Origin of the sequence: Ensifer sp. (assembly GCF_031989085.1) — a bacterium.
In the GTDB taxonomy this organism is placed as follows: Bacteria; Pseudomonadota; Alphaproteobacteria; order Rhizobiales; family Rhizobiaceae; genus Ensifer.
In genome coordinates this window covers 314106-327127 of the sequence record NZ_DALZXU010000003.1, presented here as the reverse complement: position 1 = coordinate 327127, position 13022 = coordinate 314106, and the positions used below count along the sequence as shown (strand labels likewise).

General features: G+C 64.0%; 13 protein-coding genes. 2 read left to right on the top strand and 11 right to left on the bottom strand.

Annotated elements, in window-relative coordinates; all coding sequences use genetic code 11:
* Positions 1-38 precede the first annotated feature (38 nt).
* On the top strand, positions 39-425 hold the full coding sequence (locus tag RTP54_RS18590) for a CidA/LrgA family protein (RefSeq protein WP_312364919.1): 387 nt from the start codon (positions 39-41) through the stop codon (positions 423-425).
* The gene (locus tag RTP54_RS18585; protein ID WP_112815856.1) at positions 415-1140 is read left to right on the top strand and encodes an LrgB family protein; all 726 of its coding nucleotides are present in this window, start codon (positions 415-417) and stop codon (positions 1138-1140) included. The genes RTP54_RS18590 and RTP54_RS18585 overlap by 11 nt, the downstream gene beginning before the upstream one ends.
* Before the next feature lie 82 nt (positions 1141-1222).
* Here RTP54_RS18585 and RTP54_RS18580 read toward each other — a convergent pair whose 3' ends face one another.
* From RTP54_RS18580 to RTP54_RS18530, 11 genes are all read right to left on the bottom strand, one after another.
* Positions 1223-2062, bottom strand: coding sequence for a phosphotransferase (locus RTP54_RS18580; protein WP_312364916.1), 840 nt, complete (start codon positions 2060-2062; stop codon positions 1223-1225).
* A 173-nt stretch (positions 2063-2235) separates the two neighbouring features.
* Positions 2236-4926: a TonB-dependent receptor gene (locus tag RTP54_RS18575; RefSeq protein ID WP_312364914.1), complete on the bottom strand. Its 2691-nt coding sequence runs from the start codon at positions 4924-4926 to the stop codon at positions 2236-2238.
* 130 nt (positions 4927-5056) lie between these two features.
* On the bottom strand, positions 5057-6040 hold the full coding sequence (locus RTP54_RS18570; RefSeq protein WP_312364912.1) for a FecR family protein: 984 nt from the start codon (positions 6038-6040) through the stop codon (positions 5057-5059).
* 88 nt (positions 6041-6128) lie between these two features.
* Positions 6129-6644: a sigma-70 family RNA polymerase sigma factor gene (locus RTP54_RS18565; RefSeq protein ID WP_312364910.1), complete on the bottom strand. Its 516-nt coding sequence runs from the start codon at positions 6642-6644 to the stop codon at positions 6129-6131.
* A gap of 223 nt (positions 6645-6867) precedes the next feature.
* Positions 6868-7617: a 2OG-Fe(II) oxygenase gene (locus RTP54_RS18560; protein ID WP_312364908.1), complete on the bottom strand. Its 750-nt coding sequence runs from the start codon at positions 7615-7617 to the stop codon at positions 6868-6870.
* A gap of 128 nt (positions 7618-7745) precedes the next feature.
* Positions 7746-8393, bottom strand: coding sequence for a DNA oxidative demethylase AlkB (alkB, locus tag RTP54_RS18555; RefSeq protein ID WP_312364906.1), 648 nt, complete (start codon positions 8391-8393; stop codon positions 7746-7748).
* Positions 8390-9037: a hypothetical protein gene (locus RTP54_RS18550; RefSeq protein WP_312364904.1), complete on the bottom strand. Its 648-nt coding sequence runs from the start codon at positions 9035-9037 to the stop codon at positions 8390-8392. Before RTP54_RS18550 ends, alkB begins: the two co-directional genes overlap by 4 nt.
* Positions 9038-9266: 229 nt before the next feature.
* Entirely contained in the window at positions 9267-10238 is a 972-nt protein-coding gene (locus tag RTP54_RS18545; protein WP_112832912.1) for an ABC transporter ATP-binding protein, read from the bottom strand.
* On the bottom strand, positions 10228-11208 hold the full coding sequence (locus RTP54_RS18540; RefSeq protein ID WP_312364901.1) for an ABC transporter ATP-binding protein: 981 nt from the start codon (positions 11206-11208) through the stop codon (positions 10228-10230). The genes RTP54_RS18545 and RTP54_RS18540 overlap by 11 nt, the downstream gene beginning before the upstream one ends.
* Entirely contained in the window at positions 11205-12026 is an 822-nt protein-coding gene (locus tag RTP54_RS18535; RefSeq protein ID WP_112805999.1) for an ABC transporter permease, read from the bottom strand. The genes RTP54_RS18540 and RTP54_RS18535 overlap by 4 nt, the downstream gene beginning before the upstream one ends.
* A gap of 4 nt (positions 12027-12030) precedes the next feature.
* On the bottom strand, positions 12031-12966 hold the full coding sequence (locus RTP54_RS18530; RefSeq protein ID WP_112806001.1) for an ABC transporter permease: 936 nt from the start codon (positions 12964-12966) through the stop codon (positions 12031-12033).
* Positions 12967-13022: the final 56 nt, after the last annotated feature.

Below are 13022 nucleotides of genomic sequence, written 5' to 3'. Positions count from 1 at the left end.
CCACGGGGACCTCTCCGCGGACACTGCGGGAGACGGCGATGGAAGGATTGTTTGTCATACTGGTCTGCCAACTGATCGGTGAGATCATTGTCAGAACACTCGACCTGAGCATGCCTGCTCCCGCGCTCGGCATCGTGCTTCTGGTGGCCTATCTCTGGTTTGCCGATAGGAGAGCGGGGTCAGAGGATGGCCCTGCCCACACCCGCGTCAGCGGCGCCGCCGACACCCTGCTCAAGAACCTCGGCGTGTTGTTCGTGCCGCTCGGCGTCGGGGTGATGCAGAACTACCGGCTGATCTACGACTATGCCGGCACCATCGTTATCGCCGTCGTTGTATCGACCGTGGTCACGCTGATGGTCACGGTCGGGGCCTTCCTGCTCGCCAGCCGATTGATCGGCGCGAAGGGAGCCGGCAATGGACACTAGCGGCCGCGTCTTCGAACTCTGGGTCTATCTCTCGACCAGCCCGCTTCTGTGGCTGACGGTGACGATCGGCGCCTTCATCGCCGCGCAGCGGCTGGCCGCGCTCAGCGGTTTCAACCCGATCGTCAATCCCGTGCTGATCGCCGTCGCACTCGTCGTTCTGATCCTCACGGTCACCGGCACATCCTATTCGACCTATTTCGACGGGGCGCAGTTCGTGCATTTCGCGCTCGGGCCCGCGACGGTGGCGCTCGCCGTTCCGCTTTACCGCAACCGGCTGCTGATCCGGCAAAATTTCGTGCCGGTCCTTGTCGCGCTCTTCGCCGGCAGCCTGACGGCGATCGTCTGTGCCACCAGCATTGCCCTGCTGCTCGGTGCGCCCGACAGCGTCGCGATATCCTTGGCACCGAAGTCGGCCACCGCCGGCATCGCCGTCGGCATTTCGCAGCAGCTCGGCGGCGACCCGGCACTGACGGCGCTTCTCGTCATCTTTACCGGCGTGCTCGGGGCGATCATCGTAACGCCGCTGATGAACCTGCTGCGGATCAAGAATTACGCCGCGCGCGGTTTCGCCGCCGGCCTGACCTCACACGGGATTGGCACGGCGCGGGCTTTCCAGGTCAACGAGATCGCCGGCACGTTTTCGGGCCTCGCCATGGCGCTCAATGGCATTCTGACCTCGGCCGTCGCCGCGATCGTGCTTGGGCTTTTGCTCTGAACGGGAAACCGGGCAAACGACGGGAACCAGGAGGCGCTCGCCGAAGCGAGCCATGCCGGCGCTGACGTTGGAGAAGCAGGCGTTACCCGCCTCGCAACGCTTCGAGCCCCGCATTGAGGGCGCCGTCATCGCCGTGGTCCAGACCGACGAGCACGTCGAGCAGCGGAAATGTGCTTCGGTAGAAGCCGATCCGGTCCCGCATGGCATCGATCCCGCGATAGGATCGGCGCATCAGCGTAAGGAAATCGTCGCCGAGACCGGCGGAAAGGCTGGCGAGATCATAGGCCGGGTCGCCGATCGCGCATCCGGCAAAGTCGATGACGCCCGAGACGCGCCCGTCGTCGACGAGGATGTTTCCGGTGCCGAAGTCACCATGGATGACCGTTCTCGGCAAAGGCTTGCCGCTGTCGACGAGAAAGCGCTCGAACCGGTGGCGGACCGCTGTGGCGATCTTGGCCGGCAACAACGGCAACACCCTGGCGTCGACATCGGTGAAGAGGTCGCGCCATTCGGCGAGCGGGTCATCCGCTTCGTCCGGCACACCGACAGTATCAAGGGGCAGCGCGTGCAGCATATTGAGAAAGCCAGCGAGCGTGTCGGCCAGCCGTTGTCGGCCCGCAACGCTTAAACCGTCTAGATCGAGCAGAGGTATGCCGGGCAACTTCGCGTGCACGGCGATAATTCCCGAGGAAAGCGTGATGACGTCTACGCTTGGAATGGCAAGCGGCAGCCGGCCGGCAAGCGCCGCGAGCACCTTCGCCTCCCTCTCGATATCCCGACCGGCTTGATCGTGCCGGGGCACCCGGACGATCAGTTCGCCGGTATCGAGCACGAGACTGTTCTGTCCGGTGTCGATCACCACGGCCGACAGGACGTCCGCACGCCCGAGAACGGCGGCTATTTCACTAAGGCTCGCACGCATGGCCCAACTCTTCTTCCGACACACCGGCAACGACCGCTCTTTTGTATGGGCCATTGCATCATGCCGCTTACCAGAGATGGCGCCTGTCGCCAAAGCCGCAATTCAGCCTGGCATTGCCGTGCCGAAGGCAAGCTCCGGCACGGCCGCTGTCAGATCAGGAGGTCGGGAAAAAATCAGAACTCGGCCTTCAGAGACGCATAAAAGGTCCGCCCGGGGCCGGGCTGCTGCACCAGGCTCAAGGGGTCGACATAATAGGCGTCTGTGAGGTTCTCGATCCGGAAGCTGGCGGTCAGCCCGTCGTTGATCTTGTATTCGGCGAATGCATCCACCAGCGTAAAGGGCTTCCAGTTGATCTGAGAGATGAACTGCGAAGCGCCCTGCGCCGTCACATCGCCATGACCGATGGCGCGCGAGCCCGTGCGCGACACCCGGCCGCCAACGGTCAGCGCGTCGTCGAGGAAGGTCTGCGACAGGGTCAGCGCCAGCGTGTATTCCGGCGGGACCTGGTTGGTGGCGTAATCGGCATAGAGCGACTTGTTCCCGCATGTGGCCGCCGTGCGGCAAAACTCGACATCGGTGTAATAGTTGGCCGCGAGTTCGGCGGTGAAGCCGCCGCGCTCGTAGCGCCCCGAGAGTTCGATGCCCTGGAAGTGCGCGCCGGCGATGTTGTGGATCCGCATGCCCGAGACGCCCCGGGGGTCGGTGTGCCATTCGCGCGCGATGTAGTTGTCGACGTTCCAGTCGAAGAACCCGAGTTTCATCATCGCCTGATCGTCGGCGGCAATGAGGCCGTCGCGGCGCAGGTTCGTACCCACCTCCCAGTTGCTGGAGCGCTCTGGCACGATATCGGAATTGATATTCATGGTGAAGGCGGAGACCGCCTCCATGATGCTGGGCGAGCGCAGGGCGTTGGAATAGTTCACATAGAACTGCGTACCATCGAACGGTTCAATCGTGACGCCGAGCGAAGGGCTGAAGCCGCCGTCGCTGAGCGAGGTGTCGTAGACGTAGTCCTGCCTGGGTTGTTCGGGCGCATTGCGGTCCTTCGACCAGTAATGCTGGTAGCGCAAGCCACCATTGACCGTCAGCCAATCGGTCGGCTTGAAGGCGGCCTTGGCGAAGGCTGCCGCCTCCTGTCTCGTGCCATCGCGTAGATCGAGCCAGCTTTCGAGCACGGGCGTGAAGGCGCTCGGCCGGGTGTCCTCGCTCTGGAACGACAGGCCATAGGTCAGGTCGAGCCCGCCGTAGTCCGTCGTCAGCGCCGAGGTATTGGCAACGTCCGCGCCCCACATGATCGTATCGGAGCCGGTGCGGAAGTTCGCCGGCAGGCCGAAATCCTCAGGTCGGGGGAACGGCAGACCGGTCCGCCTGGGATTGCGAAGTTCGAGGCGCGTCGCCCAGAGATTGGCCTTCAGGTCGATCAGGTCGCTGTCATCGGGCTTCCAGCCATAACGCAACGTACCGGCGTCGACCTTCGTTCCGACCGTCTGCGGCTGCTGCATGGCCTGGCTGCGGTCCGACGTCAGGCGCGAGGCGAGCAGGTCTCCCGCTTCGCTGCGAAAACCGTTGTAGCCGAACTGCAGGCTGTGGCCGTCCTCGAAACGCACCGTGCCCTTGGCGAGAACGGATTTGGTCTGCAGCTGGGTATTGAGCACCTCCTCGCCGGCGCGATAGTTGGCGATGCCGCTATTGTCGATGTAGTCCTTCCAGATAAGCCCCGGGGGGCATACGCCGCTCTGGTAGCAATAGGGTTGCGGCCCCAGGCTGACGGGCTTGGCCGCGGGGCCATTGGTACCGGCGTGATAGTTGCCCTGGCGGCGATAGGCGTAGCCGGCGATGAAGTCGACATTTTCTTCCTGCATCGCGCCGACGATGCTGCCCGAACCGCTGGTCGGATCGAAGAAGGACGGACGGTCCATGCCGTCGCTCCTGGATGTCGCGACCGGCGGCGCCCAGGTACCACCCGGCCATTCGTAACCGGCGGTGGTGCCGCCCGGCGGCGGGCTCGAGGTATTGGTACCGAAGCCGCCCTTGACGCGCAGGCCGAAAGTGCGCCCCTCCTTGACGATGTCGCCGGCATTGAGCGTGCGCATCGCCACCGTGCCGGCGATGCCGTTCGATGCGGCATCGGAGCCCTTGGTGATGTCGACGCCACCGAGAAAATCGGGATCGACGAAGGTGCGGTTGGAGATGCCCTGGTAGCCCTGATAGACGGTTGCCGCGTTGGTTGCGCCATCGACGGTGACTGCAACGCGACCCATGCCCTGCATGCCGCGGATGTTGACGTCGATAGCCCCGGCGCCGTTGCGCGCTTCACCGGACATGACGCCGGGGGTGCCGCGGAAGATGTCGGCCGGGCTCGAGCCGCGGAAGCGATCGATATTTTCCTCGGAGATGAAGGCGGTCGGCGCGGCCGTTTCATAGGGCGCATCCACCGGATTGACGCCGGTACCGCGAACGCTGATCGCCTCGAGCATCGTTCCGCCGTCACCCGGGCTCACCGCATGCGCGCCGGAGACACGCTCCGAAATCGTGACGGTGCCACCCTTCAGACTATAGGAAAGACCCGTTCCCAAAAGGAGCTGGGACAGCGCCTGCGACGACGAGATCGAACCGCTGACCGCCGGCGCGGATTTGCCCGTCGTCAGCGAGGCCGAATAGGCGAGCGTCAGGCCGGACTGCCGTGCAAACGCCGTCAGCGCCGAGGTCAGGGATTGTGCCGGGATGTTGAAGGCGACGATGCCGGATCGGGCAGACTGTGCCTGCTGCGCCATGACGGGCGCCGCCGCCGAAATTGGACCTGCTGCCGTGGCTGCGACCACGAGCGCGTTGAAAAGATTGCTTCGCCCGAATTGACTGGACATCTGACCCCTATTCCCATGCCTAGAACGAGGGATCACCAATCCTGGCGCGGCAGGATACGTCCCTCATAAGCCGAGACGATAGGCGGTGCGGAAATCCGCAACGGCGGGCGAAAGAAAATCAACAATTCGGCTAGACCGCTGAGATCAGGGTCACGAACCGCGTCATCCTGATTACGCGGATCTGCAGTCCGGCCGCGAGTGCCGCGAGTGAGGCATCCGGCGTGCGCAGATCCAGAACCGCACTGACCAGCCTGGATTTCAGGCTGTCGTGACTGAAGACGATCCAGCCCTGATGATAGCGGCCGAGCGCCGCGACGACGTCACCGAGCCGCCGGTTTTCCGCGACATACATCCCGGTTTGCCAGGCAAGCGCGGCTGCCGGATCTTCGGCGATGGGCGTGCCGATGATCCCATCCGCATCGATCGACACCCGTTCCCCTTGCGAAAGCGTGAGATCCGCCGACACACCGCTCATGGATCGCACACGCACGGAATGGCTGGTGACCGCGACCGCAAGCGAGCCGTCGGCCACATTGGCGTCGACGTCGAATGCCGTTCCGAGTGCGGTTACATCGGTATCGCCGACCGAGACGGTGAAGGGCCGGGCTTCGGCCGCCACATCGAAAAACGCCTGGCCTTCCTTCAGGAGCACGCGGCGGATCTGCCCGTCGAAACGGATATCCATCGCCGAACGCGCATTGAGCATGACGCGCGACCCGTCGGGCAGGCCGATCGTGCGCGTCTCGGCCGTCGCCGTCGCGTAATCGGAGCCGAGCGTGCGCAGAAACGGCCGCGCGGCGGCAAAGCCGCCTCCGACAACGCCGAGGCCCGCGACCCCCGCCAGAAACCGGCGGCGGGAAAGGCCTTCCCTGTTTCTGCCGGGATAAACGAGGCCGGTCCGGCCGTCCTGGCGCAGGTGTCCTGCATCGCTCCAGAGCGCTTCGGCTTCGGCCGCCGCCGCTTCGTGCTCGGCGCTTTGCGCGCGCCATTGTCCGTACTCCTGCCGATCGTGGCTGGAGGCGTCGCCCGAATGGAGCCGGACGATCCAGACCAGCGCCTCGTCGGATATTTGCGCATTCGGACAGTGCGGCGGTGGTGATGCTGGCTGCTTCAAACGAACCTCAAGCTTTGCGGCGATCGTGCCGCTCTATTCCCATAGACGCTGCGCTGCCCGGAAAACCTCAAAGGGAAGCTGCGAAAATTCAGAGGTAATCGATCTCGCGCCGCACATCGCGGCAATGCGAGAAGGCGCGTACGATATGCTTCTCGACCATGCTCACGGAAATCCCGAGCTTTTCGGCGATCTCCCTGTGGGAATGACCTTCGACCTTGTTCATGATGAAGGCCGTGCGGCAGGCGTGCGGCAGCTCGTTCATCAGCACGGAAAGCGTGGCGACCTTGTCACGGAACTCCAGCCTGAGCGCGAACTCGTCGGATGCCGAAAGGCTGTCGGCCTGATCGAGCTCGACGCGACGGGACCACTCCCGCTCCAGCTTGATGCGGAAATCGATCGCCGCATTGCGTGCCGCCTTGAACAGATAGGACCTGGGATGGTCGACACTTCGGCTGTCCACCCTGACCATGCGCAGATAGGCGTTCTGGACGACTTCCTCGCCATCGTCGCGATTGCCGATCAGCCGGGCCGCGTAGCGCACCACCTCTTTGTGATGACGCCTGAACAATGCGCCCAGCCAGTGATTGAGGGAGTTTGCCACCATTCGCCCTCGTCAGAGATCAGCAATGCGGTGGCGATAGCCATGCGTCTTCAGAGGCATAATTCTTAACTTCGTGGAACGCCGAGGTCGGCCGATGCCGTGCGATAATACTTGTCTTTTATAATCAAGTTTTATCGCGCGGCAAGCGCATTTTGGCGAAACGACCTCGCTCTCGACCAAGACACCAGCGGCGATGCCCGTTGCGCCCACGGCGTGCCGATGTCCGCTACCTGGCGTCGTGAAAAATGACGCCGACGGTGTGGCGCTGGCCGGAGCGAACACGGCTGACCCCGTGGCGAAGGTTGACACGATAATTGCCCTTCGTTCCCTGAACCGGCCGGTTGTGCACGGCGAAAGCGACGGCATCGCCCTGGCGAAGAGGAACGACCTCGACACGGCTCTGCATGCGCGGCCGCTGCTCCGTCAGCACGAACTCGCCGCCAGTGAAATCGTCCCCCGGCTCCGACAGCAGGATCGCCACCTGGATCGGAAAGGCGAGATCGCCATAGAGATCCTGATGCAGGCAATTGAAATCGCCGGGCCCGTACTGAAGCAGCAATGGCGTCGGCCGGACCTGTCCCGCCTCATGACACTGCCGCAGGAAGTCCGCATGCTCTGGCGGATATCTGTCCTCGACGCCCATGCGACCGTTCCATTGGTTGGCGACAACGGCGAGACGGGGATAGAGCGCTGTTCGAAGCCCACCGACGACATCCGGCAGCGGATATTTGAAGTAGCGATATTCCCCCCTGCCGAAGCCATGCCTCGTCATGTGGATGTGGCTGCGGAAATGCTCCTCCTCACGGTAAAGGTCCGAAATCCGCCGGCACTCTTGCGGTGACAGCAGCTGTTCGAGGACTGCGCACCCAAAGCCGTCGAGCGCGCTCGAAATCGCCTGCCAGTCATAGGCTGCGACCCGGGCTTCGACGGATCGTTCTGCAAGATCCGCTGGGGTGTCTGTCGCATGCTGGTTCATCGGCTTGTCTCCTTGATGGTTGGCGCTTGTCTGCAATCGATGCTGCGGCGGCAGACTTCGATCTGGTAAATGGGACGCATTGCGTCCCGGCCTTCGTTCGGCCGGCATGCCTTCGGCAAACGCTTGCTTCAAAGCGCCGAGCGGAAGGTCAGGTTGATGCGCATCCGTCCGAGCGTCTCGTGGTGGCCGTCCTTCAATTCGGGGACGCCGTGAAAGAAGAGCCGCGACGGACCGCCCCAAACGACGACATCGCCGTGGCGCAGCGCGTATTTGCGCACCGGGTCGCTGCGGTTCGGCCCACCGAACTGGAACGTGGCGGGAAGACCGAGCGACACGGAGACGATCGGCTGCGAGAAGTCGTGCTCATCCTTGTCCTGATGCAGCGAGAGCCGGGCGCCCGGCGCATAACGATTGATCAGGCAGGCATCGGGCCTGAAATGCGGGTAACCCGCTTCCCCCGCCGCTGCGGTTGCAAGGTCGAGGAAGCACCGTGGCAGCGCCGGCCATGGCCTGCCGGTTTCCGGATCTTTCCTGTCGTATCGATACCCGCTCCGGTCGGTCACCCAGCCTGCCGCACCGCAATTGCTTATCGCGACGGACATCGTGTAGCCGCCCGGCGTGACCATGTGTCGGAACGGCGCCCCGGCCACGACCGAGCGCAGGGCCGGTAGGATCTGGTCTTCGACCTGCAAGGCGAACCCGCGAAGCAGCACCGCTCCCTCGGCCATGGCTTCGCGTGATGGATCAAGAGCAAGTTTGGCGAAGAGGTCGGTCATGATGGCAATCCGGCGAGAAAACTGGCGATGTCGGGATGCAGTACCGGGCGGTAACCGGCCCGCAGCGCATGGAAGGTCGAAGGCGGCGTCAGCATTCCCTCGGCGTCGACGTGGGCTTCCGGTGCGCGGTAGCCCGCTTCCGTCCAGGGAAAACAGTGCCCGGAGGCGACCGTGAACGCGGCGTCCGCTGCCACGACCACCGTTCCATCGGGCAGGTCGGTGATGGGCAGCGGCAACGGATGGATGCGCTTGCGTCCACCAGACTGCCTTTGCGCATGCAGCGCCGCATCGAGTTCGCCCGCCGACGGCGGGCTCGAACCGTCGGCCCAGGCAGCCCTGAAGCCGAGGGCGGCCTCCCGGCGGCAGAAGAAGCAGGGACGATGGCCGGCGGCGAGCGCCACCGCCTCGTCGAGAAAGAAGAGCTCGGTCCAGCTGCGGCCGGCCATCACGTCGCGCCGCCGACCCCGATAATCGCACACACAGATCAGCCACGCTTTGGACGACCACCGTCGTCTGAGCAGGCTCTTCGTGGCGGGATCGTGGATGATGCCGCGGTTTCCGGTGAACAGGCCGCGTTGCATGATGGCAACGATGTCGCCAAACGGCGTCACACGGTTCTGAAGCGGGCGATGCTGGTTATCCATGCCGGACGTTTCCCCGGATCGCGTCTGCATCCGAAAGCGAGACCATTGGGCGACGGGGTGGCGCGGAACGCAACACGATCGCCGTGAGGACCACCGCTCTTACAAGCGGCAGAACCAGGCGAGTTTCGCCGACAAGCACGGATCGCACCACCCGTTTCCTGCGCGTGGCGTGACACGCAGGCAAACCGGCAAGGGGAAAAGGAGGTTGCCGCCGCACGGCAGAGACGGCTCAGCCGTGCGCGATCAGCCGAACACTATGATCGTCCTTGAGCGCGACCAGCTGCGAGGCCGGCGGCAGGCTGTAGACGTCATGCTTGCCGATCTCCCGGGGATAGTAGTCGTAGCCGGATGGCGGCCGCGGCGTCTCGCGCACATCCACCGGGCTCTGGCCCGTGAGTTCGGTGACGGGATCGAGGATGGCGCCGATCAGGCGGCGCGTATAGGGGTGCTGCGGATCGGTGAAGACCCGGTCCCAGCTGCCGGTTTCCACGATCTGGCCGAAATACATCACCGCCACCCGGTCGCTCATGTGTTCGACCACGCTCAGGTCGTGGCTGATCATGATGTAGGACAGGTCCAGCTGCTCTTTCAGCTCCAGGAGCAGGTTGATGATCTGGGCGCGGATGGAAACGTCGAGCGCCGACACCGGCTCGTCCAGAACCACGACCTTGGGTTTGAGGATCAGCGCCCGGGCAATGCCGATGCGCTGGCGCTGGCCGCCGGAAAATTCGTGCGGGAACCGCTTCGCCTGCTCCGGCTTCAACCCGACAAGCTGCATCATGGTTTCGATGCGCCGATCGATCTCCGTGCGGTCCTTGACCCCATGCAGCTTCAACGGCGCCGCCAGCGACGTGTAGATCGTCTGGCGCGGATTGAGAGAGGCGTAGGGGTCCTGGAACACCATCTGCGCCATGCCGGCGCGCTCGAGCCTCGACGGCCGCGCCTTGCCGGTGATCGATCGTCCCTCGAAAAAGATCTCTCCCGAGGTCGGCTCCTGCAGCCCGAGGATCGACAGGGCAAGTGTCGACTTGCCGCAACCGGACTCGCCGACAACAGACAGGCACTCGCCCTTGTTCAGCGTCAGGCTGAGGTCGTTGACCGCGCGCAGGGTGCGCTTGGTGCGGCCGAAGAGGCCGTTGCGCACCGGGAAATGCACGCTCAGGCCATCGACCCGGACCAGAGGTTCGTTGTTATCGCTCATGATTGAAACACTTCACGAAGCCGTCATGGCTGAGGGCAGATGGCGGTGGAATTTCGACGGAACAGACAGGCGTCGCCCTATGGCAACGCGGCTGGAACCGACAGCCGGGCGGAAAGTTGGCAATGGACGGAACCGTGCCCTCGATCTCCTGCAGGCGCTTGCGCCCTTCCAGTCGACGCGAACCGAGCTGTGGCAGCGATTTCAAGAGGCCGTCGGTATAGGGATGGGCCGGATGGAGGAAGAGATCGGCGACCGGCCTCTCTTCGACAAGACGCCCGGCATACATGATGCCGACCCTGTTGCACATGTTGGCGATCACGCCCAGGTCATGGCTGATCATCAAGACGGACGTGCCGCGCGCGGCGCACAGCTCCTTCACAAGCTTCAAGATCTCCGCCTGCACCGTGACATCGAGCGCGGTCGTCGGCTCGTCGGCGATCAGGAGGTCCGGGTTGCAGGCAAGCGCAATGGCGATCATCACCCGCTGCCGCATGCCGCCGGACATCTGGTGCGGATAGGCTTTTACCCGTTCTTCCGGCGCCGGCACCTGGACATTGCCGAGCGCCTCGATCGCCAGCTTCTCCGCCTCCTTCCAGGTGGCGCCCTTGTGCAGTACGAACATCTCGGCGATCTGCCGTCCAACCGGTGACAGAGGGTTCAGCGCCGTCATCGGCTCCTGGAAGATCATGGCGATGCGCTCGCCGCGAAGCCGTCGCAGCTCGCGCTTTGAAAGCGCCCTCAGGTCCCGGCCATCGAAAATCAACGCGCCACCGGTCACGGCGAGCGGCTTTTTGAGCAGGCCGATGATCGAGAGCGCGGTGATGCTCTTGCCACAGCCCGATTCACCCACCAGCCCATAGGCTTCACCGCGCCCGATCGAGAAGGACACGTTGTCGACGACGTTGTGGCCCACCCGGCCCGAGACGATATCGAGGCGTAGATCCCTGACCTCAAGCAAGTTGTCCGTCATAGCTGGCGCGCCCTCATATGCGGATCGAGCCAGTCACGCAGGCCGTCGCCGAAAAGATTGAGCCCGAGAACCGTGACGAAGATCGCCAGCCCCGGGAAGATCGCCGCCCAGGGCGCGATGACGATGAGCTCGCGCGCGTCGGTCAGCATGTTGCCCCAGCTCGGGAAGGGCGGCTTGATGCCAAGGCCGAGGTAGGAAAGCGCTGCTTCCGCGAGGATCGCATCGCCCATGCCGAGCGTTCCGATCACCAGGATCGGACCGATCATGTTGGGAAGGATCTGGGTGATCATGATGCGGATGTCGCCGTAACCGAGCGTCTTTGCCGCCTGGACATAACCCTGCTTCTTCAAGGACAGCGCCGAGCTTCGGGCGATGCGGCAGGTCCATGACCAGTTGGTGAGGCCGAGCGCAATCAGCAGGCTGGCAAGCCCCGGGCCAAGGATCGCCATGATGGCGAGCGCAAAGATCAGGCTCGGGATCGCGAGCATCAGGTTGGTGAGCCCGGTGACGAAATCATCCCACCAGCCGCCGAAATAGCCGGCCGAAATGCCGAGTGCCAGGCCAATCAGCGTGTTGATCACCTGCGAGCCGATGCCGACGGCGAGCGAGATGCGGGCGCCGTAGAGGATGCGGCTCAAGACATCGCGCCCTTGCGCGTCAGTGCCGAACCAGAACTGCGCGTCCGGCGGCAATTCGGCATTCATCAGGTCGGCGTCGAGCACCGGATCGGTCGGCGCGATCAGCGGCGCAAGCAGCGCCGTCGAGATGATGACGATGCACAACACGCCACCGATGAGGAGATTGAGCCTTGGTCTCATGGATCTATCCGTGGCTGATGCGCGGATCGATGACCGCGTAGAGAATGTCGACGATGGTGTTGATGAGCAGGAACCAGAGGACGATCACAAGGATCGCGCCCTGCACCACGGGGATATCGCGCAGGCTCACGCTGTCGACCAGCAGCGAGCCGAGCCCCGGCCAGGAGAACAGCTTCTCGACCACCACCGCCTGGCCCATCATAGAGCCGAATTGCAGGCCGATGGTGGTGATGATCAGCACCAGCACGTTACGCACGACGTGCCACGTGACGAGGCGAAATGCGTTCATGCCCTTCGCACGGGCAGTGCGGATAAAATCGGCGTTCATCACGTCAAGCACCGCGGCGCGCGTCGTGCGCGCCAAGAGCGCCATCGGCGCGATACCGAGCGTCAACGCCGGCAAGATTAGGTTGGCAGGCCCGCCATCGCCGTAACCGAAGCTCGGCAACCAGCCGAGAGTGAGCGCGAACAGGTACATGCCGAGCAGCCCAAGCCAGAACTGCGGCAGCGAGAGACCCGAGATCGCGCCGATCATGGTGAGCGTGTCGATGATGCTGCCCGGCCTCAGGGCGGCGATGAAGCCGAGCGGCACGCCGACGAACATCGCGATCGCCATCGCCGCGAAGGCGAGCTTCAAGGTCGGCCACATGCGCTCGCCGATCAGCTGCGCCACCGGCTGCCGGCTGCGGAACGACGTCCCGAGGTCAAACCGCGCGAGATCTGACAGATACGATCCGAACCGCACGTAAAGCGGCTGGTCGAGGCCGAACTCGCGCGTCATCTTCTCGACGACCTTCGGGTCGCCACCGCCCTTGCCGTTGGCCGTCAGGCTGGTGGCGATGCTGCCCGGCACGACGCTGAAGATCACGAAGATCAACAGCGAGATCGCGATGACTGTCGGGATCACCTGCAGGACGCGGCGCACGACGAATTGAAGCATTCATTCCCCCTCTCGCTGCGCCCAACCGCGGTTGCACGGGCGATAACCATCCGGCG

Bases quoted from the DNA above. Each gene is read 5' to 3' on its own strand.
- RTP54_RS18545 (WP_112832912.1), bottom strand. From the start codon at position 10,238: ATGAGCGATAACAACGAACCTCTGGTCCGGGTCGATGGCCTGAGCGTG.
- RTP54_RS18575 (WP_312364914.1), bottom strand. From the start codon at position 4,926: ATGTCCAGTCAATTCGGGCGAAGCAATCTTTTCAACGCGCTCGTGGTC.
- RTP54_RS18550 (WP_312364904.1), bottom strand. From the start codon at position 9,037: ATGGATAACCAGCATCGCCCGCTTCAGAACCGTGTGACGCCGTTTGGC.
- RTP54_RS18560 (WP_312364908.1), bottom strand. From the start codon at position 7,617: ATGAACCAGCATGCGACAGACACCCCAGCGGATCTTGCAGAACGATCC.
- RTP54_RS18590 (WP_312364919.1), top strand. From the start codon at position 39: ATGGAAGGATTGTTTGTCATACTGGTCTGCCAACTGATCGGTGAGATC.
- alkB (WP_312364906.1), bottom strand. From the start codon at position 8,393: ATGACCGACCTCTTCGCCAAACTTGCTCTTGATCCATCACGCGAAGCC.
- RTP54_RS18530 (WP_112806001.1), bottom strand. From the start codon at position 12,966: ATGCTTCAATTCGTCGTGCGCCGCGTCCTGCAGGTGATCCCGACAGTC.
- RTP54_RS18540 (WP_312364901.1), bottom strand. From the start codon at position 11,208: ATGACGGACAACTTGCTTGAGGTCAGGGATCTACGCCTCGATATCGTC.
- RTP54_RS18580 (WP_312364916.1), bottom strand. From the start codon at position 2,062: ATGCGTGCGAGCCTTAGTGAAATAGCCGCCGTTCTCGGGCGTGCGGAC.
- RTP54_RS18585 (WP_112815856.1), top strand. From the start codon at position 415: ATGGACACTAGCGGCCGCGTCTTCGAACTCTGGGTCTATCTCTCGACC.
- RTP54_RS18535 (WP_112805999.1), bottom strand. From the start codon at position 12,026: ATGAGACCAAGGCTCAATCTCCTCATCGGTGGCGTGTTGTGCATCGTC.
- RTP54_RS18565 (WP_312364910.1), bottom strand. From the start codon at position 6,644: ATGGTGGCAAACTCCCTCAATCACTGGCTGGGCGCATTGTTCAGGCGT.